General features: G+C 35.2%; 14 protein-coding genes. 12 read left to right on the top strand and 2 right to left on the bottom strand.

Annotated elements, in window-relative coordinates; all coding sequences use genetic code 11:
* The first annotated feature begins 30 nt into the window (after positions 1 to 30).
* The 6 genes from obgE (at position 31) to ACFO7M_RS10060 (ending at position 8864) form a co-directional block, all read left to right on the top strand.
* On the top strand, positions 31 to 1038 hold the full coding sequence (gene obgE / locus ACFO7M_RS10085; RefSeq protein ID WP_379715016.1) for a GTPase ObgE: 1008 nt from the start codon (positions 31 to 33) through the stop codon (positions 1036 to 1038).
* Positions 1039 to 1172: 134 nt separating this feature from the next.
* Positions 1173 to 2114 (top strand): hypothetical protein, encoded by a 942-nt coding sequence (locus ACFO7M_RS10080; protein WP_379735438.1) that lies wholly within the window; start codon positions 1173 to 1175, stop codon positions 2112 to 2114.
* A gap of 612 nt (positions 2115 to 2726) precedes the next feature.
* Positions 2727 to 4877, top strand: coding sequence for a S46 family peptidase (locus ACFO7M_RS10075; RefSeq protein WP_379714842.1), 2151 nt, complete (start codon positions 2727 to 2729; stop codon positions 4875 to 4877).
* Between the two features lie 90 nt (positions 4878 to 4967).
* Positions 4968 to 5963, top strand: coding sequence for a hypothetical protein (locus ACFO7M_RS10070; RefSeq protein WP_379735436.1), 996 nt, complete (start codon positions 4968 to 4970; stop codon positions 5961 to 5963).
* Positions 5926 to 8181 carry a hypothetical protein gene (locus tag ACFO7M_RS10065; protein ID WP_379735434.1) on the top strand — a complete coding sequence of 752 codons (2256 nt, stop codon included), beginning with the start codon at positions 5926 to 5928 and terminating at the stop codon, positions 8179 to 8181. Before ACFO7M_RS10070 ends, ACFO7M_RS10065 begins: the two co-directional genes overlap by 38 nt.
* Positions 8181 to 8864: a tetratricopeptide repeat protein gene (locus tag ACFO7M_RS10060; RefSeq protein ID WP_379735433.1), complete on the top strand. Its 684-nt coding sequence runs from the start codon at positions 8181 to 8183 to the stop codon at positions 8862 to 8864. The genes ACFO7M_RS10065 and ACFO7M_RS10060 overlap by 1 nt, the downstream gene beginning before the upstream one ends.
* 18 nt (positions 8865 to 8882) lie before the next feature.
* Here ACFO7M_RS10060 and ACFO7M_RS10055 read toward each other — a convergent pair whose 3' ends face one another.
* Entirely contained in the window at positions 8883 to 15425 is a 6543-nt protein-coding gene (locus ACFO7M_RS10055) for an MG2 domain-containing protein (protein WP_379735432.1), read from the bottom strand.
* 206 nt (positions 15426 to 15631) lie between these two features.
* On the opposite strand from ACFO7M_RS10055, the gene ACFO7M_RS10050 reads away from it, so the two are divergent.
* Positions 15632 to 16987 carry a UDP-N-acetylmuramate--L-alanine ligase gene (locus tag ACFO7M_RS10050; protein ID WP_379735431.1) on the top strand — a complete coding sequence of 452 codons (1356 nt, stop codon included), beginning with the start codon at positions 15632 to 15634 and terminating at the stop codon, positions 16985 to 16987.
* Positions 16988 to 17191: 204 nt separating this feature from the next.
* Here ACFO7M_RS10050 and ACFO7M_RS10045 read toward each other — a convergent pair whose 3' ends face one another.
* Positions 17192 to 17839 carry a DUF1287 domain-containing protein gene (locus tag ACFO7M_RS10045; protein WP_379735429.1) on the bottom strand — a complete coding sequence of 216 codons (648 nt, stop codon included), beginning with the start codon at positions 17837 to 17839 and terminating at the stop codon, positions 17192 to 17194.
* Between the two features lie 96 nt (positions 17840 to 17935).
* Here ACFO7M_RS10045 and radC point away from each other — a divergent pair, with 96 nt between their 5' ends.
* From radC to ACFO7M_RS10020, 5 genes are all read left to right on the top strand, one after another.
* Positions 17936 to 18619 (top strand): RadC family protein, encoded by a 684-nt coding sequence (gene radC, locus ACFO7M_RS10040; RefSeq protein ID WP_379735428.1) that lies wholly within the window; start codon positions 17936 to 17938, stop codon positions 18617 to 18619.
* 3 nt (positions 18620 to 18622) lie between these two features.
* A complete protein-coding gene (locus ACFO7M_RS10035) occupies positions 18623 to 19252 on the top strand; it encodes an ABC transporter ATP-binding protein (RefSeq protein ID WP_379735426.1) in 630 nt (209 codons plus the stop codon).
* A complete protein-coding gene (locus ACFO7M_RS10030) occupies positions 19249 to 20442 on the top strand; it encodes an ABC transporter permease (RefSeq protein ID WP_379735424.1) in 1194 nt (397 codons plus the stop codon). Before ACFO7M_RS10035 ends, ACFO7M_RS10030 begins: the two co-directional genes overlap by 4 nt.
* A complete protein-coding gene (locus ACFO7M_RS10025; protein ID WP_379714824.1) occupies positions 20435 to 20917 on the top strand; it encodes a hypothetical protein in 483 nt (160 codons plus the stop codon). Before ACFO7M_RS10030 ends, ACFO7M_RS10025 begins: the two co-directional genes overlap by 8 nt.
* 80 nt (positions 20918 to 20997) lie before the next feature.
* A complete protein-coding gene (locus tag ACFO7M_RS10020; RefSeq protein WP_379735422.1) occupies positions 20998 to 21684 on the top strand; it encodes a YjjG family noncanonical pyrimidine nucleotidase in 687 nt (228 codons plus the stop codon).
* Position 21685 lies beyond the last annotated feature (1 nt).

The following is a 21685-nucleotide window of genomic DNA, read 5'->3' as shown; positions in this document are numbered from 1 at the left end:
TGTTTGAAAATTGTTAAGGAGGGTAGAAGAATGACGGAAGGAAATTTCGTAGACTATGTGAAAATTTATGCTTCTTCCGGAAAAGGAGGGAAGGGATCTTCGCATCTACATAGAGAAAAATTTATTGAAAAAGGTGGGCCTGATGGAGGTGACGGAGGTCGCGGAGGTCACGTAATTCTAGTAGGTAACAAAAACTTATGGACGTTGTTCCATCTGAAGTTTTTGCGCCATGTAAAAGCAGGTCATGGTGGTGACGGAGGTAGTTCTCGAAGCACTGGACATGACGGTGAAGATAAATATATTGAAGTGCCGCTAGGAACTGTAGTGAAAGATAAAGATACGGATGAAGTATTGTTTGAAATTACAGAACATGGCGAGCAAAAGATATTGGTTAAAGGTGGAAAAGGTGGATTAGGAAACTGGCATTTCAGAAGTGCTACGAATCAGACACCTCGTTATGCACAACCAGGAATTCCTGGAGCAGAAATCGATATCATCTTAGAGTTGAAAGTTTTAGCAGATGTTGGCTTGGTTGGATTTCCTAATGCTGGGAAGTCAACCTTATTGTCGGTTTTAACCTCGGCTAAACCTAAAATTGCAGATTATCCGTTTACAACTTTAAAACCTAATTTAGGAATTGTGGCGTACAGAGATTTTCAATCGTTTGTAATTGCTGATATTCCTGGGATTATAGAAGGTGCCGCGGAAGGTAAAGGTTTAGGTCATTACTTCTTGCGTCATATCGAGCGTAATTCGACTTTGTTGTTTTTGATTCCTGCTGATGCGGATGATATCAAAGAACAATATGAAATTTTATTGGATGAGTTGCGTCGATACAATCCGGAAATGTTAGATAAGGACCGTTTGGTTGTCATTTCCAAATGTGATATGCTGGATGATGAATTGAAAGCAGAAATGAAAGCACAATTGGATAAAGAATTTAAAGGTATGCCGTATTTGTTTATTTCATCTGTAGCACAACAAGGGTTGCAGGAATTGAAAGACAAGTTATGGAAAATGTTAAATACAGAAGCATAAAAAAATCCCTCAATTGAGGGATTTTTTTATGCTTGATAGTCTTTTGACCTTTGTTCGGACAAATTGTACTTTGCTCTTTTATTGCGACCTGATTTGTCGTAGTTTTGCCAATCAAATAAACAAACAAATTAAAAATGAGAAAATTAGTAACACTGGTTTTTTGCTTTTCTTTTTTTGTATCAAATGCACAATTGTTTGATTTAATTAAGGATAAGGCAAAAGATAAAGCGCTGAATTTAGGTGGGGACAAAGCAGCGAAATTATTGACGAGACAAGCCATTACGACCAGTTTCAAAGACTGTGATGTAAAGAATGTGAAAGAAGTATCTTTCGGGAAGGATAAGAAATACAAAGAACTGTGTAATGAAAATTTTTCGGCGGAAGGTTTTCTTTTAAAGCCAGGCTTTTATTCCTTCAAGGCGAAAAGCTTTTGTTTGAAAGCGGGCACACACGGACCTAGTAAAGGTGATGGATATCTTTATGCGCCAGTGAAAGGGCCGAAAGAAGAAATTGTAATTGCAATTATCAAAAACTGGAAAGAGAATCCGAAAATTGAACAAAGCAAAGTGCAGTGTTTGCTATGGGCTATTATTGCACATACGAAATTCAAAAATCTTCCGATGGAACTTCAGGAAACGGCTATTAAGTTGTTGAGCAAAGCGCAAATTTTGGATTTGACCAATAAAGGGTTGGATTTCCTTCCACAGAGTGTAATGGATAAAGCTACTGCTGAATTGCCTAAGCCTGTTCGCTTGGTGATGGAGGCAGAAAATAGAATCAGAGAATTTTTTAACTCATCCAGTTCATACAATTATCAAGAAATTGAAAAGTTGGCGATGTTGGCTGGAATGAATAACGAACCGTCGGAAATTGAAAGAGGCACTTGGGGACTTCATCCTAAAGGGTATTATATTGCCTATTTGCCAAACGGTTATTCCTCTGTGGAAGTGCATATTTATGTGCCGGATACGGTTAAAGAAGTGTATTACCTTCCTTCAGATGATGTAGCAGTACCCGCTTCCACAGGAAGTCAGCGTCTTGCCATCAGTGATATGACCTATTGTGGTACCAAATAATAAATTAAAAGCATCCTGAGAAGGGTGCTTTTTTGTTTGGTGTAAATTGTAATTCCCAATATGACTTTACGTTGAGCCTTGTGTGTTTAACGTTAGGGCATGTGTAAAGAGTGTTGAGCCATGTGTAAAAGGTGTTAGGCCTTGTGTAAAGCTTGTTAGGTTTTATGTAAATATTGTTAGGCCTTGTGTAAAGCTTGTTAGGCTTTGTGTAAAGCTTGTTAGGTTTTATGTAAATATTGTTAGGTCTTGAGCAAAGTTTGTTAGGCTTTGTGTAAAGCTTGTTAGGTTTAATGTAAATGTTGTTAGGTCTTGAGTAAAGTTTGTTAGGCTTTGTGTAAAGTTTGTTAAGCCTTGTGCAACTTTTCTGGTTTAATGAATAGCATTTTTTTCGCTCACCGGATCCCTTTATTTGCTAAATCACATCATGATAAAAGGTTTTGGATGTTGTACAGAATGAAAATTGTATAATGTATTGTTTCATAAACGGTTGAATGCTTTTTTGTATTGATTGAAAACGTTAAAGTTATCTTAACAAAAAGGTAAAATGGAAGGTAAAATTTTCTAAAAATGGCCAAATCACCTATATTCGCACCACTAAAACTAAATTTTATTATGAAAAAATTACTTTTATCTCTAATCGTTTCGATTATGCTTGTTCCTTCAAGTGTAAAAGCAGACGAGGGAATGTGGTTTTTGATGTTCATTGAGCGTTTGAATCACAGAGATATGCAAAAAATGGGTCTTCAGTTAACCGCTGAGGAAATTTACAGCATCAACAACCACAGTTTAAAAGATGCTATTGTACAATTCAATGGTGGATGTACTGCTGAATTGATCTCTAAAGACGGATTGGTATTAACGAACCACCACTGTGGATACGATGCCATTGCCGAATTGTCTACCGCAGAGAAAAACCACTTGAAAAATGGTTTCTGGGCTGGTTCAAGAAAAGAAGAAATCAAACCATCAAGCTTATTTGTACGTTTCTTCGTTCGTATGGACGATTGTTCAAAACGTATTTTAGGTGTGGTGAATGATAAAATGACAGAAGCTGAGCGTGAAAAAGCAATCAATGCTGAAATCGCTAAAATCGAAAAAGAAAACAACGAAGGAGGGAAATATGTAGTTTCTGTTCGTCCTTTCTTTCAAGGAAACGAATACTACTATTTCGTTTACCAAGATTATAAAGATGTTCGTTTAGTTGGAACTCCGCCAGAAAGCTTAGGTAAATTTGGTGGTGATACTGACAACTGGGAATGGCCACGTCACACTGCAGATTTCTCGATGTTCCGTATCTATGGAGATGCTAATGGAAATCCAGCTGATTATTCAGAGAACAATGTTCCTTTAAAGCCGAAACATTATTTACCTGTTAATTTAGGTGGTGTTAAAGAAAATGATTATGCTATGATTTTAGGTTATCCTGGACGTACTAACCGTTGGATGCCTGCAGGAGGTATTGAGCAAAACGTGAAGTTTGCTTACCCTGCTTGGGTTGAAGGTGCAAAAGTGGGTATGGATAACATGAAGAAATACATGAACCAAAGCGATGCTTTGAACTTGATTTATGCTTCTAAATTTGCTTCAACAGCAAACTACTGGAAAAACCGTCAAGGGATGATTGATGCTTTGAGCAAATTTGGTACTGCTAAAACAAAGGCAGCACAAGAAGCTAAATTCAATGCTTGGGCTAACAAACCTGAGAACAAAGCGAAGTATGGTGATGTTGTTGCTACAATCAATAACTTCTATAAGTTGACGAATGAGAAATCACGTCATGATAACTACATGAACCAGTTGTTCAGAACAACAGCTTATGGTCCTGTGGCAAGAACTTTAGGAAAACAATTAGAGAACTATGCAAAAGCAGATCCTGCGAAACGTGCTCAAATGGCTCCTGCTATCTTAGAAATGGCTGATGCCATGTTCAAAGAATTACACATTCCAGCTGAGAAAGATATTTTAGCAGCACAATTGAAATTGTATTCTACTAAATCTACAGGTTATGCAATTGCTCCTTTAGTGGAGAAAATTGGTAAAGAAAACAATGGTGACTTCACGAAGTATGTAAATGCTGCTTTTGACTTGAGTATCTTTACTTCAAAAGAAAGAATCAAAGCATTCTTGGATTTACCAAGTGAAGCTTTATTGACAAACGATCCATTATATGTGTTGTCAAATGATATGTTAACGCACTTTGCTTCTAAATCGGATGCAATTGCTAAGGCACAAAACGATTACGGAGCAGCTTTCCGTAAGTTAGTTGAAGGATTAAGAGAATCTAAAATTGGTTCTATCAAATATCCGGATGCGAACTCGACTTTACGTTTAACATATGGTAAAGTTCGTTCATTACCTGCTGACAAGCGTAATGATGCAAAAGTGAACAACTACACTACATTATCAGGACAAGTGAAAAAATACAAAAAAGGGGATGCTGAATTCGACTTACCTGCACGTATTTTAGAAATGAACCAAAACAAAGAATTTGGTCGTTATGCTGATAAAGACGGTACATTACACGTAAACTTCTTGACGGATAATGATATTACAGGTGGTAACTCTGGTTCACCGGTATTGAACGGAAAAGGAGAGTTAATCGGTTTGGCTTTCGACGGAAACATTGAAGCTATGGCTGGTGACGTTATCTTTGATAAAAACTTACAAAGAACGATCAACGTTGATATTCGTTATGTGTTATGGGTAATTGAGAACTTCTCAGGAGCAAAACACATTGTTGACGAAATGACATTGGTGAAATAATAATCCATCGGATTAAAAATATACAAACCGGGTTCTATTTGAATCCGGTTTTTTTATGGTCTTTATGTATCTTTACGCTAGTATTAGATCATGAAGAAATTTTTATTTTTAGGCTTACTTCTTTTTTTATTCTCTTGTGAGAGTAAAGACGCACCATCGGTATCGTTTTATTATTGGAAAACTTTTTTCAAGCTTACTTCGAAAGAGCAGCAGGTAGTACAGACTAATGAAGTTCAAAAACTGTATGTGCGTTATTTTGATGTGAAGTTAGAAAGCGGAAAACCTTTTCCGGTAGCGCCTATTCATTTTGATACAGCAAAACCCAAAATCGAAATCATTCCTGTTGTGTTTATTAAGAACGAAGTCTTTTTGGATAAGCGTTTAGATGTACAAGATTTGGCCATGAAAATTGTGCGATTGGTGGATCAGATCAATGCCAAAAACCGTATTGAAAACCATGAGATTCAAATAGATTGCGATTGGTCATTACAAAGTAGGGATTTGTTTATGCGCTTTCTTCACCAATTAAAAAAGCAGTATCCTAAAACAATTTCGGCAACGATTCGTTTACACCAAGTAAAGTATTTTAAAGAAACCAAGATTCCACCTGTGGATTACGGAGTTTTGATGTTTTATAATATGGGAGAACTGAAGGCTGAAGAAGACAATTCTATTTATGATAAATCGATTGCGGAACGCTATCTACCGTCGTTGAAAAAGTATCCGTTGGATTTGAAAGTCGCTTTACCGGTGTTTTCCTGGATAGTGCATAGCAGAAATGGTCAAATTGTGAATTTGATTGCTAAAATTGATGCTTTGGAATTTCAAAATAATGCTACTTTTGAATGGAAAGAAAATAAGGCAGTACTAAAGGACGATGTAATCACTAAAGGATTCTTTTTTAAAAAAGGGGACCAACTCAAAATCGAAGCGATTCAGGAGGAGGATTTAGAAGAGATGGTTGATTTGTTGCGAAAGTATATGCCGAAAAAACCAAAAGAAATCATTTATTATGATTTGGATCAAAATAATTTTAACAAACTAACGAATGACACTTTTTTCAAAACCTGTAACGCTGATTTTTAGTTCGATTGCCATTGTTGCTACGACCATTTTCTCATTGTGTTCTGATGGTAAATGGGGTGAATGGGATTGGTTTGAGAGTAGTTCCAACTTTGCTCCAGAAGCTTATGTTGAAGATGACTCTTATGAGCAATTGTTTTATAGTACCAATATGTTTTATGGTGACAATTGGTATGACAATGCACATTCTACTCGATTTGGAAGTTCGGTTGTTTACGACTGGAAAAATTATTTAAACAATAAAATCAGTGCAAAGGAGTTGGAATATTTTATTCTGAATGATTCGGCTATCACCGATCTTAAGCAGATAACCCAATTGATTTCCGGAAACAAGCAAGACAAGAAATGGTCGGTGAAATACAATCTGAAAGACGATAAAATCCGTAAGTTTTTTACGTTTATGAATTTGTCAAGATCCTTGGAAAAATATACCAACAATCAGGCCTCTTGGAATTATGATACAGACAGCATGGATCCTATGAATTACATGACTGTTGAACAAGCGAAGAAAATAGAAAATATTTATACTATTGCTAAAGACCCATTTCTAAAAAGTCGCTATTGGTTTTTAACGATGAAATCCTATTTCTATAGTCAAGATCCTAATCAAACTACACTTTTCTATACGAAGTCACAAGCCAATAAGGAACGTGATGAATTGTATTACAGAGGGTTGTCCTATGTTGCGGGAGTAATGTATAAGAACAAAGACTATGCGCGATCTAATTTTATGTACAGTCTGGTTTTTGATAAATGTCCAAAACTTCGTGTAGTTGCGACCTATTGTTTTCATCCGCAAGAAGATAAAGACTTTCAACAATCGTTGGCTATGGCAAAAAACAACAGCCAAAAAGCATCACTATGGGCTTTGTATGGGTATTATGCTGATGAAGTAAAGGCTATTAATGAGATTTATACGTTGGATCCTAAAAACGCACATTTGGATTATTTAGTAACACGGGCGGTGAATAAGGAAGAAAGTAAACTCAATACTTGGGAATGGGGAGGTAGTTACGGCAATAAAACTACTTTTAAAAGTCAAGGTTTGGATGCGAAGTTATATCAGTTAGTAGTCGAAATTGCCAATGCAAACAATACAAAATCTCCTCATTTGTGGAATACAGTGGCAGGTTATTTGGAGGTTATTAAAGGGAATAACAGTGTTGCGGCTAATTATTTTGAACAAGCCGAAAAAAATAATCCCAATACAACTGTAGCAAGAGAACAGTTACGATTGTTTAAGATTTTCAATCTTTTGGCTTCGATTAAGAAAATGGATACTGCTGCGGAAAATAAACTACTTCCGGAATTGCAATGGTTGTATGAACTTAATGGGAAAGTGTCATCGAGTTCTGTGCTTCGTTCGACTTTTTTAACCAATTGGTCGCGCAATTATATCGCTGAGTTGTACAAGAAACAAGGAAATTTGGTAATGGCTGAATTGTTTTACAGAGAAAAAGAGTTCTACTTGAATCCGGAGCGTACCCAAAAAATGCAAGATTATTTGTCTAAAACATCGCTTACAAGCTGGGATAAAATGGCACAATCGCTTTATAGTGTTACTCTGGAGGATATCTATGAATTTAAAGCCATAAAGTTGGCCTATAAAAATCAATTACCTCAGGCTATTGCCGAAATGGAAAAGGCTACGAAAAACAAAGAAGTCGTTTTATATGGCAATCCCTTCAATGGCAATATTAAAGATTGTAACGATTGTGATCATGTCGCTTATCAAAAAACGAAGTATACTAAAATTGCTTTCTTGAAGAAACTGGTAGAGATACAAGGAGGACTTACGTCTACTTCGGGCAATGACAAATACAATAATGCGTTATTGTTGGGAAATGCCTTCTATAACATGTCGTATTATGGTAATGCGCGATTGTTTTACGATAATAAAATCATTGATCAGTACGGTAATTATAATGACTTTATTTCCGATGTATATCAGGAAATGTTGTCTAGTAATACATTAAGCCAGGAATACTATCAAATGGCTTTTGATGCAGCAACAAATGATGAACAAAAAGCCAAAGCGGTATACATGCTCACTAAAATTGAAAGGAATGCATTCTACAAAACTCCAGTATACAAGCCATGGGAAGTAGATTATATCGTATTCAACGGTTATAAAAAATTGATAAAGAATTATTCCAAAACTAAATATTATCAGGAAGTAATTAGAGAATGTGGGTATTTTAATAATGTAGCTGGTAGGTAATGAAGAATTTTAATATCTTTTTAGTCTTATTTTCTCAAATTATTGTTGCGCAGACTAATTTTGAAAAAGCCGAGAAATTGTTCCAGCAAAAACAATTCGATCAGGCAAAACCTTTATTGGAAAACGAATATAAGAACAAACCCAACGATGCTAAAGTAGTGGAGTATTTGGGGGACATTGCAGGACATCAGAAACAATGGGATAATGCGTTGTTTTATTATACCAAGTTAAGAGACAAAAATCCTAAATCGGCCAATTATCAATTCAAGTACGGAGGCGCTCTAGGAATGAAAGCTAAAAACAGTAATAAGTTTAAAGCTTTGGGTATGATCGATGATGTTAAAGAAGCATTTGAAACAGCTGCGAAACTGGATTCCAAACATATTGAATGCCGCTGGGCTTTGGTGGTACTGTATATTGAATTGCCTGGGATTATTGGTGGAAGCGAATCGAAAGCGCAAAAATATGCGAACGAATTATTGACCTTGTCTAAAGTAGACGGGTATTTGGCAAAAGGGTATATTGATGTCTATTTCAAACGGTTCGATAAAGCCGAAGTCAATTATAAAAAAGCACATGAAATAGGTCATTCTAAAATCACATTTGAAAAGCTATATGATTTATATTTGAACAAGCTTAAGAATAAAGAAAAAGCACAAAAATTAAAAACCGACTTTAGTTAAGTCGGTTTTTTTGTTTTGTTATTCAGTTACTTTAATTTTTGTAGAGGTGGAATGCGTGCTGAATTCTGGAGCATACATACTTTGGAGTGTAGCAATACCGTTATTGAAAATTCCCTGATTATTTACTCTTACATCGTATTCCAAAACGTACGTTCCTTTTTTGATGTTATCGAAGAAGAAATGAGTGGCAATATCTTTGGTACTTCTGTAATAACTCAATCCATCTTGGTATTTGTACTCAGAAATGACATCTAGAGGTTCAAAACAGGAAGCTCTTAAATCTTTAAGATGAACAAATTCCAAATCATTATCGGTTTTGATAATCAAGCGGAAAGTGATGACATCTCCTAATGTCAATTTTTGATCTTTGATCGGGATTAATTTTTCACCCTGACTGTCTTTGACTTTCTTGAAAACGTCTTTTTGAATGCTTAAACCTGATTTTGAATCGGTTTTAATGTTTTCGAGGTTTTCAAAATACTGCCAATAAGCACCACCAAAGCCAGGCACTTCCGATTTGTTTTCTACCGTAATAGAAGCCATTTCTTTGTTTGTTTCTTCCGCCTTCCAGTTTAATTTAATATAACCCGTAGCAGTTTCTTTTTCTTTTTCAGTTAGTTTCTGTTGCAATATTTTTTCATCTCCGATTTTAAAAACTGTATTGTTTTTTGCTTCCAACCAATTAGTTCCGGAAAGTAATAAAGCATAGATAGCTTCGGTTGTTGCTTTTGTGGTAGCCCAACTATTGGTTTGTTTGTTTTTGATGAGCCAAACTTTTAAAGCATCAATAGTGTTTTTATCATTTTCGATTTCAGAAAATGCTTCGATGATCAGAACTTGTGTTTCAATTGGAGATTCGTACCAGTTGAAACTGTTTTTATTAGCTATCCAATACATTCCTTTTTCAGTGTCATGTGAGGCTGTTTCTTTGAAATGTGTGATAATTTTTTTTGCCCATTCTTTTTCTCCGAAGCGGTTGAAGATAAGAGCCATTTGTGCTTTTTGATACAAATTGTATTCCAACCAATTGGTTTTTAAACCGACTAGCTGATTTTCGATAGCTTTTTTATTTATATCATTAAGCGGATGTGATTTTGAGTAAAAGCTTCTGGTGTATAGATAATGCAAATCGATTGGATTGCAATTTGAACCAATTTTTCTGTTTTTTGATGAGTCGGTAAACTGTTTGTCAATGTAGGGAATTCCAGTAGCGATAATTCCTTCAAAAGAGGCCTGTGAATTAGGAAACATAGCATTCAAATGACCAATTCCCGAAAGAATATGCTGTGTAATAAACAGGTTTTCGCTTCCGCCATCAAACCATACAAATCCTCCTGAGATTGACTGTTTCTCTTTTAACTTTTTACTGATTTCATCCGATGAATCTTTTAGTTTTTTCAAATCAAATAAATACGCCAAATGTTTGTTTTTTGCTTCTTCATCAGCATCCAATAACCAAGGTGTTTCCTGTAAAATAACCGATTTCAGCTCTTCGTTCATTTCCAATCGAGATTTTTTATTCTCATTTTTCCAAGATTCGAAGAGTTCGGCAATTTTAGGATTGCTATTAATGATTTGAGACGCAATGAAGTTAGCAAAATATCGAGCGAAGGTTTGTTCGGCACATTCGTGTTCGTATTCCATTAAATAAGGTAATGACTGTAAGGCAAACCAAGTTGGATTTGAAGTATACTCAAAAGTGAACAAATGATTTTTTAATGTTTTTGAATTGTTGTTTTTTAGGTTGTCAAAAGTGAATTCCTTTTTTGTTTTTTCTCTTACCCAAATTGGTAGGGATTCGGTTACCAGAATTTTATTGGTTAGTACCGGAATTATATTTTCTTCCCCATCACTGAAATTTCCTGATTTGGCCACTATTTTATATTGTATTCTCTGGGCGCCTTCGGGAATGGTTATCATCCATTTTACGGCGACACTTTCTTTTGGTTTGCAGATGAAATTTTTAGCATTGTCAGTATTCAGACATCGAACATCAATAGTATTTCCGGTTGCTGCATCCATTAATTGCAGCATCGCCGTCCCTGATTTAGCTTCATTAGTCATGTTAACCACTTTTGCAGATAATGTTATGGTGTCATTTTCACGGAAGAAACGTGGCATATTGGGCATGACCATTACTTCTTTTTGGGAAATGATTTCGGTTTCAAAATAACCTACTTCCGCATTTTTGTTATGACCAAATAATCGCAGTCTCCATTTTGTTAAGGATTCCGGAGTAGTAAAGTTAAAACTGATTTTACCATCTGTATCCGTTTTCAAATGCGGGTAGAAGAAAGCGGTTTCATTGAAATTCTTTCTTGCTTTTACCTTTTCCAAGTCTTTTAAGGCAGTTTTGGTACTAATCAAAATAACTCCGTTTTTACCTTTTTCACCATACAGATTAGTAGCTTCTTTTTCCGTTAAAATGGTTATGGATGTGATATCATCCTGCGGGATTTTTTTCAGTGTTGCCAAATCTTGTATTTCACCATCAATAATAATTAAAGCTTTTTCATTTTGATTAAGAGATGATGATCCATGTTGTAGTTCCTCAGTATGTACAGTCGAGTATGAGGAAGTAACTGCGGATTTTTTTCTCATTACGCCTTCTTCATCTTCATCGTACTCGTAAAGTCTCTTTTTGTATTCATTAAATAATCGTATGTCTTTATCATTTTTTGCTACAACAATGATGTTAGGGTTGAATACCTGTTCATTTTTTTTATATCCCACAGAAGTAATTACCATTTCTTTTAATTGCTGTGTGTTTTCTTGTAAAACGGTATTAATAACATTAGCGCTTCCCACTGTTTTAACAACATCAATCATTCCCATAAACGAATACACTAACTTTTCTCCTTCTTTTGCAAAAATGCTGTATGCTCCGTCAAAGTCGGTTTGCACACCTCGATTAGTTCCTTCAACTACAACATTAGCGCCGGGAATAGTTCCGGTTGCATCAGAAACAATACCTGTAATTTGCTTAGAACCATCGGGTAAGTTACTTAATTTGATGATGTCTTTGTAGTATTTTCCTTTGATAAGACTATTGGAGTTCAAGAAATTAAAGCCAAACCAATTTAATTTTGGCTGAATGTTGAATTTGTAGTAATATGTTTTTTTAGATTCAGAATGAAAATCCATCTCTACTTTATCGCGACCCCAACTCCTGATATAAGGATAGCTAGGTGGATTGAAGTAATTATGAAAGTATGGAAATTCCCAAGATCCTTTCGCAAATTGATCCAGTGAAGTGTCGTACATTGAGGCCAATACTTCCGTTTCGAGTTTGTTGTCTTCTATTTTGAATGACCAATTTTCATTGCTTCCTGGTTCGATTTTGTTTCTGAAGGAAAGTACATCAAAATCAATATACTTTTGGAATGTTTTTTTTGAAATGGTTATCTCTTCAGAATATTTTCCATTTTCCCATAATGCAGAAAAATGGAAAGAATTATTTTTTTTATTATTTGATTTTGAAGTGGTATAAAAACCTTTCCCGTTTTTAATTTCTACAATTTTGATTTCGTCAAGAGTCAATCCTATGTACTTTCTAACAGTGATGTAGAGTTGTGGTAAAACTGAATAGAATTCGAAGGCAACTTTGTCTTTTGATTCTATATTTACTCTTTTGTATGTGAAAACTTCAGATGCTGATTGAGGTTTGTCAATTGATTTCATTTCAAAAGTTTTACTGGTTTCAATCCAGTTACCTTTACTGTCTGCTGCTTTTGCAACAATAATATATTCACCTGTGTCTAAATTTTCAAGAAGGATTTTGTGATTTTCTTTGGTGTTGAATGGAATGGTTTTAACCAGAATCCTATTCTTGGCGCGAATTACTGAATCATTGGAATAAAAATCATTGTAAAAGCGCCGTGCGCTGTCTTCATTGTCATAAGGTTCATGTGGAAATAACTTTTCGAATTCCGATCTCGGAATTATAGGAACAGAAGGAGTATCAAACTGTCTCTCTTTTAGATAATGTTTTTTTGTAATTCTGAAAATTTGCAATTCCCCTTTAGTATCAACAGAGTAGTTATTATATGTAGTTGCTTCTAACTTTATACTGTTTTTGTTTTCTTTATAAAGTCCTCCATAAGGTTTGTTGTTTTCATTGAAAACAAAGTCGATGCCGAGTTTTAATGTTTTCTGGTTTACATCAACCGTTGCGGTACTGCTTTGAGTTTCTCCGTTACTGTCAATTACATCAACATCAATATTGAAAAGGATGTTGTCAATGTTGTTATTTCGAAATTCGCTATCAGTAGCGTTGAACGCTATGCTAAATTCGCCATTTTTGTCTGTTTTGGTTTCTTTTATAATGTTTGCTTTTGAACTTGTAAATTGTTGATCAGTTGTTTTTATCTTTTTACTGATAATGTATTTAACTGTTGCATTGGTAATATTGTTTCCGGCTAATGATTTTGCACGGCCAGTTACTTTTACGGTGTCGCCAATTGTATAATTTTCTTTTATAGTATCAAATTTGATTTCAAAGCTTGGACGTTTGTATTCTTCCACTTTAAAACTGAGCTCTTCATGATCAAATATTGAGCTTAATTCATCCCATATTGCGTGTTCCTCTTTTTTCGTGTCATAATATAATGTGTCTTTAGTTACATCATCAGGTTCGTCCAGATCAATCGAAAACCTTCCTGTTATGCAATTTTTTGGAATGTCAAATTCTCCAGAAAAAGATCCGAATTCATTCGTCTGAATGTCGAATTCTTTTAAGGTTTTCCCTGAAGCATCGTCAATAGTTACATGAATCGTTAATTGAGGAATCGTACTTTTAATATTCTTTTTGTTCTGAAAGAGAATGACTTTGAAATATGCTTTTTGACCAGGACGATAAATAGCTCTGTCTAGGTATATTTTGGACACGATCTTACGGTTGTCCTCTGAACTATTGTAGGAATAAGGAACTGTAAACTGCTCGTAAACTTGAACCAAAGTGTCCTTTTTTTGTGTAAAATAGATGTACGAGTCTGGGCTTTTTTTCTCCTGCTTTTTTTGGTTTAGTACTGCTTTTCCATTCTTATCTGTTTTTGTGGTAGCATATAAAGTTTTTACCAATGCATTATTTAAAGGTTTTCCGGTTTTCTTATCTAATAAAAAGAAATGTTCTTGTTTGCTGTTACCATCCTTAATATAATCAATATTGGTGACTTGTAATAATGTTGCATTTGTGTTTAGTACCATTTCGCCTTCTTTGTCAGTGTCTTCGGCTATAATAAGGTAATGTCCAACCGGCATTTGATCCAATAGAATTTCTGTTGAATATTTACAGTAGTCTTTTTTATCCGGTAGCGAATGTGTTGAATATTTGAAAGGTTTTTTATTTTTCGTACTTGCAATTAAAGTATCTTTTGTTTTTTGATCGAATTTAATGTACTGGTCTGCACTAATTTTGAAATACGATAATTTGATATTGTTGACATTTCGGAAGCTAATAAATGCGCGGCTGTTTTCGTTGGCATATGTCTTCTTATTCAAAGAAATTGAAAGTTCTTTGGCTAAAATTTTCTGTCTTTCCATTTGAGCTTCCGAAATGATATAGTCATCCACTTTGGAATTGATAACAGAATCCAGAATGCTTAAAGCATGGCTGTTTTTTTTAGGATCTTCCCTAAGTATTACTGCTCTGTTTATTTTAAGACACTGTTTTAAGTTGTTGTTTGTTGTGTTGTTTTCAAGATTTCTTGTAACTGTAGTAAATAAAGTTTTGTCAGGAAAGACAGTATTGATGGCTTTAAAGCGATCGTACTTTGCCGATTCGATAAGTGATTTGTTGTTTGTTAAATAGTATTTTTCCTTTCTTTGAAGAATTTTTAGAAACATTTCTAAATTGAGTGTGAGATTTGAAAAATTCATGTTTACAAATTTTTCAGAATCTCCATAAAAGCTGGCAATTAGCTCAGGCTCTTTTGGGAGTTTTTCTTTTTCGTGCCAATCATTACACTTTCTCAAATAGTAACTTTGGATTTCTTTACTGAGGAAATCGTAAAGTGAATATTGTTTCGCGTCGTTGAAAGACGAAATTTCAAGAATGTCTTTGTATTCGTTTATGTATTTGTTTCTTAGAAGTGTTTCGTTTTCCAACGCTTTTGAAAAACTTGCATTTATTTCAGTGAAAAAATCTTCCGCGGACCAGGTTTCGAGATCCGTATTTTTCTCTGTAACTGATTTTCTTTGCTTAATCTTATAATCATAGTATTGGTAATAATCTTTTAAGATAGTGCCGTAAATATAATGCAATATCGATTTTGAGGCAGGGGAAACCACTTTGATTTCATTTTGTAAAGTTGTTAATGTGATTTGTTCTGCCTTTTCATCAAAAACCTGTCTGAATTTAGAGGTGTAAAAGAAGCACTTGATAATTTGCGGTTCATTTTTGGCTTTCTTGGCCTGTGCATAAATTTCAAGTACTTTCTTGTTGGCTGTTTCGGTTTTACCTTCTAGTTCATTTTGAATTACAACATTCCAATCGGAAGCATAATCCTGTGCAAATACATTGAAAGAGAATAAAAAGGCAGATAAAAATAAAAGTAATCGCATATGTTTTGTTTATATCTATAGAGGATTTTTTTCCTCAAAGGGTTGGGACTGTTTTGATTTTTTGCAAAGCTACTTTGAAAATAATTCTCGCTAGTAGATTTGCATCCGAAATATTTCATAAAATCACTTTATCCGTTATCTTTGAGCAAGTAAAGTTTAAGGCTGTAAATAATTAATAACCAAATCACGAATACTAGATAGATTTCATGAGAACTCACTTCATAGCCATTGGCGGCGCCGCTATGCATAATTTAGCATTGGCATTACACTATAAAGGATATCACGTAACCGGTAGCGATGATGCTATTTTTGAACCTTCAAGATCAAGATTGGCAAATAAAGGGTTGTTGCCAGAGATATTAGGATGGTTTCCGGAAAAAATTACAGCAGATATTGAGGCTGTTATTCTAGGGATGCATGCTAAAGCAGACAATCCCGAACTATTGAAAGCACAAGAGCTAGGATTGAGGATTTATTCGTATCCTGAATTTTTATACGAACAGTCCAAGAATAAAACTCGTGTGGTTATTGGTGGTTCACACGGGAAAACAACCATTACTTCGATGATTCTTCATGTAATGCACTACCACAATATCGAGGTCGATTATATGGTGGGAGCACAGTTGGAAGGTTTCGATACGATGGTGCATCTAACAGAAGATAATGATTTCATTGTCTTGGAAGGAGATGAGTATTTGTCTTCCCCAATAGATAGAAGACCGAAGTTTCATTTGTACCAGCCTAATATCGCTTTGATTTCAGGAATTGCCTGGGATCATATTAACGTGTTTCCAACGTATGAAAACTACGTAGAACAGTTTGAAATTTTTATTCAAAAGATTACTAACGGAGGAATTTTGGTTTACAACGAAAACGATCCGGAAGTAAAACGCGTTGCAGAGAAAGCCGAAAATCCAATTCGTAAAATTGGATACCATACAGCAGAATACACTGTGCAAAACGGAGTGACATTATTAGCTACACCTGAAGGGCCGATGCCAATTGAAGTTTTCGGTGCGCATAATTTAAATAATTTGGCCGGTGCGAAATGGATTTGCCAAAACATGGGCGTCGATGAAGCGGATTTTTATGAAGCTATCGCTAGTTTCAAAGGAGCTTCGAAACGTTTGGAAAAAATTGCCGAGAGTTCTAATAAAGTGGCTTATAAAGATTTTGCCCATTCGCCGAGTAAGGTGGCTGCAACCACAAAAGCGGTGAAAGAACAATATCCTGATCGTACATTAGTAGCTTGTTTGGAATTGCATACTTACAGTAGTTTGAATGCTGAATTTTTGAAAGAATACGAAGGCGCTCTAGATCATGCAGATGTTGCCGTGGTATTCTATTCTCCGGATGCAGTTAAAATCAAACAATTGGAAGAAGTGACTTACGAACAGATTGCAAAAGCATTCAAACGGGATAATTTGGTGATTTATACCAATCCAGCCGAATTCAAACAGTTTTTATTTAGTCATAATTTTGATAATTCAGCTTTGCTTTTGATGAGTTCAGGAAATTATGGCGGATTGAACTTTGATGAAGTTAAGGGTTTGATTGGCTAATGGCAACCTTTTTTGAGTTGCTTTTTGAGCTTTTATCATTTTCAGGTTCTTTTTCTGATTTGTATTTAAAGAGGAAAATAGAAGTTTTTACAGATAAAACAGAATATAAAGGAACAAGGATTCTAGCTTTTTTGTCATTTTCCACGCTACTTTTATTTTATTTGGCTTTAGTCGTATTGTTGATTTACATTTTACAAAAATTATTTAGTTCTGATACTTAAAGTGCCCAACAATTTTATCAATAAAGAGACAGTCGTCCAATAGTTGTCCGTATCCCATATTATGAACAATTAATGGACGCTTGCCGTCTTGCGATCGTAAGTGCGTGACAATTCCGATATGGGTTAACTCATCATCAATTATCCAACTTACAATTTCACCCGGTTTATAATCATCCGGATTGTCTGAGATGGCCAATTTTGTGCCTTTTCTTCTGAAAAAAGTTTCAAGATTTGGCACTCTCCTGTGGTCAATATTGGTGTCGGTTTTTTTCAATCCCCATTTTTTTAAATTAGGGTACAATTTGAAATTCGCTACCATATCCTCATGTACTTCTTTCTGTAAATCGATATTGAGTTTGCGGTATGCTCTGATAATAACATCGGTACATACTCCTGTTTTTGCGGGTACGTCGCCATTTGGGTATTTTATGCGAACATAGTCAGGTGTGTATACTACTTCAGGATCAATTATAGATACTGCTGCAATGGAGAGTTCTTCATAAAAATCGGTTGTTTTACTTTCGGTTTTAATTGAAGGCAGATGGCTTGCTGATGTTGGTTTTTCTTCCTTTTTAGAATCGAAATTAGTCAACGTTAAACATAAAGCAATTAAACAGCAATATTTGTACATAGTATTTTGTGTTGAATTTATCTAACGCAACTTACAAATGTTTTATTTTGAATTGTTTCAGAAAATAAGTTTCTTTACCTTTTAAGCCAAGAAATTATGTATACGCCAATTAATCAGTGGGCCGAAGACGATCGCCCACGTGAAAAATTCCTTCTCAAAGGAAAATCTACTTTATCAGATTCTGAATTACTAGCCATTCTTATTGGTTCCGGTTCCCGAAATGAAAGTGCCGTGCAATTATGCCAACGCATTTTAGCTTCGGTGAATAACAATCTTAGTCATTTGGGAAAACAATCCGTGCAACAATTAATCCAGTTCAAAGGAATTGGCGAGGCCAAAGCTATTACTATTGCAGCAGCTTTGGAATTGGGTAGGCGTCGGAGAGATGAAACTGCTTTGGAACTTTCTAAAATTACTTCCAGTAAAGCTGTTTTCGAATTGATGCAACCTATTATTGGTGAATTACCTCATGAAGAATTTTGGGTTTTGTATCTTAATAATTCGAATAAAGTTATTTACAAATCGCAAATCAGTAAAGGCGGAATTACCGGAACTGTAGTTGATACCCGTTTGGTTTTTAAAATGGCTTTGGAGCATCATGCCACTTCAGTAGTTTTAGTTCATAATCATCCGTCCGGAAAATTACAAGCAAGTGAAGCAGACAAGCAAATCACCAAAAAATTGATTGAAGCAGGAAAACACCTCGATATTTTAGTGTTGGATCATATTATTGTCACCGAAAAGAGTTATTTTAGCTTCGCCGATGAAGGCCTATTGTAAAAAATGATTGTCACTAAAAATCTTTCTTTTTCTTATAAGAACGAAATTCGGTTTGAGTTTCCGGATATCGTTTGCAATGCTTCCGAATCAGTATTGATTACTGGGAATTCAGGAGTAGGTAAGACTACATTGTTGCATTTGTTAGGAGGTTTGCTTCGGCCTGAGTCGGGAGAAATTCTTTTTGATAATGTAAATATTAATCCGTTATCAGAAAAACAATTGGATGCATTCCGAGGAAAAAATATTGGAATTGTGTTGCAACAAAATCATTTTGTCGAATCCATTTCTGTTTTAGAAAATGTAATGTTGGCTTCTTGGTTAGCAACTGGGAAAAATGAAAAAGAGAAAGCAAAATCTCTTTTAGCGCATTTGCATCTTGAAAAACAGGAACGCAAATTGCCATCTCAATTAAGCGTTGGACAACAACAAAGGGTTTCAATTGCCAGAGCATTAATTAATAATCCGAAAGTACTTTTGGCTGATGAGCCTACTTCGAGCTTGGATGATGCGAATACATTCAAAGTAGCCGATTTGTTAGGGAATTTGGCCAAAGAATACAATACTGCACTAATAATTGTAACTCATGATTCTCGGTTGAAGCAACGATTTACGAACCAAATAGCATTGTCATGATTGCAAAATTAGCGTGGAGAAATATTTGGTTTAAACCGTTAAATACATTGTTAAGTGTTGTGTTGCTGGCATCAAGTGTGGCCATTATCACTTTGCTTATTGTATTGCAAAAGCAATTTGAAGAACAATTTTCCAGTAATGCAGATGACATTGATTTGGTATTAGGTGCACAAGGAAGTCCGTTGCAATTGGTTTTGTCTTCGGTTTATCAGGTTGATGCACCTACAGGGAATATTGATTATGATTCGGCAAGTGTTTGGATGCGTCATCCATTTGTACAATCGGCAATACCATTAGCGTATGGCGACAATTATTTAGGATATAAAATTGTGGGAACTACACCGGCTTATCTTGAAAAATTCAAGGCAAAAATAGCTATTGGTGAAGTTTTCAAGAACGAATTTGAAGTTGTGTTAGGGCACGCTGTTGCACAAAAACTGAATTTGAAAATAGGTGATACGTTCAATGGAACTCATGGAGATGCCAAAGAAGGTGAACAACACGACGAGTTCCAATATGTGGTTGTAGGTATTGCTTCAAAAACCGGAAAAGTAGTAGATAATCTTGTGCTGAGTACTATCGGAAGTGTTTGGGCCATGCACGGTCACGAACATGAACACGGGAATGGAGATGCTCAAGAGCCAAGAGAAATCACTTCGGTTTTGCTGAAATTCAGAAGTAAAATGGGTATTGTGACTTGGCCAAGAATCATAGCGCAAAACACCAAGATGCAAGCAGCTTCACCTGCAATAGAAATCAATCGTTTGTTTACATTATTCGGAATTGGGTTAAAAACGTTAGAGTATTTAGCCTATGGAATAATGCTAATTTCGGGAATTAGTATTTTTATTGCATTGTACAATCGACTCAAAGAAAGACAATATGAATTCGCATTGTTGCGTGTTCATGGTGCGTCAAGATTACAAATTCTTTCCTTGGTAATTATAGAAAGTTTATTTTTGTGTGCAGTAGGCTACTTTTTTGGAACAATTATTGGTAGAGTAGGATTGCGTTGGATTTCCAATGCAACGGCAGACGATTTTAAAATGGAGTTCAACCCTGCAGAAATAATTTGGGACAAGGAAGGGTATCTTTTTTTAATTACATTATTGGTGGGAGTTTTGGCTGCTATTATACCAGCTATTAAAGCCTACCGCATGAACATATCAAAGACATTAGCAAATGGGTAAAATAAAAATTGGAATTGTAGTATTAGTTTTTGCATTAATGGGTTTTCAAAAATCAGACTTTGTTAAGGAGCAATCCAAAAATGCACAAAAAGCATTCGTATCGGATACTTTGACTTGGAAAAAACTAGGTCAAATTAAGTACATAAAAAAACAACATAAAGATTATGGGAGTATTGATTTTCCTTTGATTAGTCCCGAAATCAAAAAATACCATAATAAACGCATTTTTATGTCGGGATTCATAGTTCCTATTGACAATGTGAATTATGCGTTGAGTAAAAATGTATTTGCTTCTTGTTTTTTCTGTGGAAAAGCAGGACCGGAAACCATTATGGGAATTAAATTCAAAGCAGGAAAATTAAAACTACGTACCGATCAATATGTTACTTTGGAGGGAATTATGAAAGTCAATGAAAATGATCCTGACAATTGGATGTATAATATTGAAGAAGCCGTTATCGTTAAAGGGAATTAGGGCGTGCCCCTAAAGGGTCGCGTGTTTCGCGTTACACGGTAACTTGCTTCACCCGCTCACGCAATCTAACACATACACCGATGTACTCAAAAATCAATCATATTTTTTTCGACTTAGACCATACACTTTGGGATTTCGACAAAAACTCGGAACATGCTTTTGCAACGATTTTCACCGATTTGTTGCCTGAAATCAATATTGATGAATTTATAAAGATGTATGCACCCATCAATCAGGCTTGTTGGAAATTGTACCAAAACAATTTAATTACTCATCAAGAGTTACGGTACCAAAGATTGAAACAATCCTTTGATGCGTTAAATATCGCTGTTGCTGACGCTTTGATTGATAAAATTTCGGATGATTATATAGCACATTTGCCCAATAGCAATCATTTGTTTGAAGGTTGTGTCGAAACGTTGGAATATCTACATAAAAAATACAAATTGCATATTATTACCAATGGATTTGCCGAAGTACAGTTCAAGAAACTAAACAATTCAGGAATTTACCATTTTTTTGATACAGTGACCAATTCTGAAATGGCGGGTGTAAAAAAGCCACATTCGGGAATTTTTGAACACGCATTGAATAAGGCCGGAGCAACAAAAGAAGAGAGTATTATGATAGGCGATTGTCTAGATGCCGATATTGGTGGAGCTAAAAATTTTGGTATGGAATCCATTTTTTTTAATTCGGAAAACATTGAAGTTGCGAAAGATATTTCTCAAATTGTTACCTTAGTGGAACTTAAAAAACTTTTTTAGC

It is taken from the genome of Flavobacterium sp. GCM10023249 (genome assembly GCF_042653365.1).
Taxonomy (GTDB): Bacteria; Bacteroidota; Bacteroidia; order Flavobacteriales; family Flavobacteriaceae; genus Flavobacterium.
This window is presented reverse-complemented; position numbering and strand designations above follow the sequence as displayed.

Coding starts and splice junctions, on each gene's coding strand:
- ACFO7M_RS10045 (WP_379735429.1), bottom strand. CDS start 17,839: ATGTACAAATATTGCTGTTTAATTGCTTTATGTTTAACGTTGACTAAT.
- ACFO7M_RS10080 (WP_379735438.1), top strand. CDS start 1,173: ATGAGAAAATTAGTAACACTGGTTTTTTGCTTTTCTTTTTTTGTATCA.
- ACFO7M_RS10070 (WP_379735436.1), top strand. CDS start 4,968: ATGAAGAAATTTTTATTTTTAGGCTTACTTCTTTTTTTATTCTCTTGT.
- ACFO7M_RS10035 (WP_379735426.1), top strand. CDS start 18,623: ATGATTGTCACTAAAAATCTTTCTTTTTCTTATAAGAACGAAATTCGG.
- ACFO7M_RS10065 (WP_379735434.1), top strand. CDS start 5,926: ATGACACTTTTTTCAAAACCTGTAACGCTGATTTTTAGTTCGATTGCC.
- ACFO7M_RS10060 (WP_379735433.1), top strand. CDS start 8,181: ATGAAGAATTTTAATATCTTTTTAGTCTTATTTTCTCAAATTATTGTT.
- ACFO7M_RS10030 (WP_379735424.1), top strand. CDS start 19,249: ATGATTGCAAAATTAGCGTGGAGAAATATTTGGTTTAAACCGTTAAAT.
- obgE (WP_379715016.1), top strand. CDS start 31: ATGACGGAAGGAAATTTCGTAGACTATGTGAAAATTTATGCTTCTTCC.
- radC (WP_379735428.1), top strand. CDS start 17,936: ATGTATACGCCAATTAATCAGTGGGCCGAAGACGATCGCCCACGTGAA.
- ACFO7M_RS10050 (WP_379735431.1), top strand. CDS start 15,632: ATGAGAACTCACTTCATAGCCATTGGCGGCGCCGCTATGCATAATTTA.
- ACFO7M_RS10075 (WP_379714842.1), top strand. CDS start 2,727: ATGAAAAAATTACTTTTATCTCTAATCGTTTCGATTATGCTTGTTCCT.
- ACFO7M_RS10055 (WP_379735432.1), bottom strand. CDS start 15,425: ATGCGATTACTTTTATTTTTATCTGCCTTTTTATTCTCTTTCAATGTA.
- ACFO7M_RS10020 (WP_379735422.1), top strand. CDS start 20,998: ATGTACTCAAAAATCAATCATATTTTTTTCGACTTAGACCATACACTT.
- ACFO7M_RS10025 (WP_379714824.1), top strand. CDS start 20,435: ATGGGTAAAATAAAAATTGGAATTGTAGTATTAGTTTTTGCATTAATG.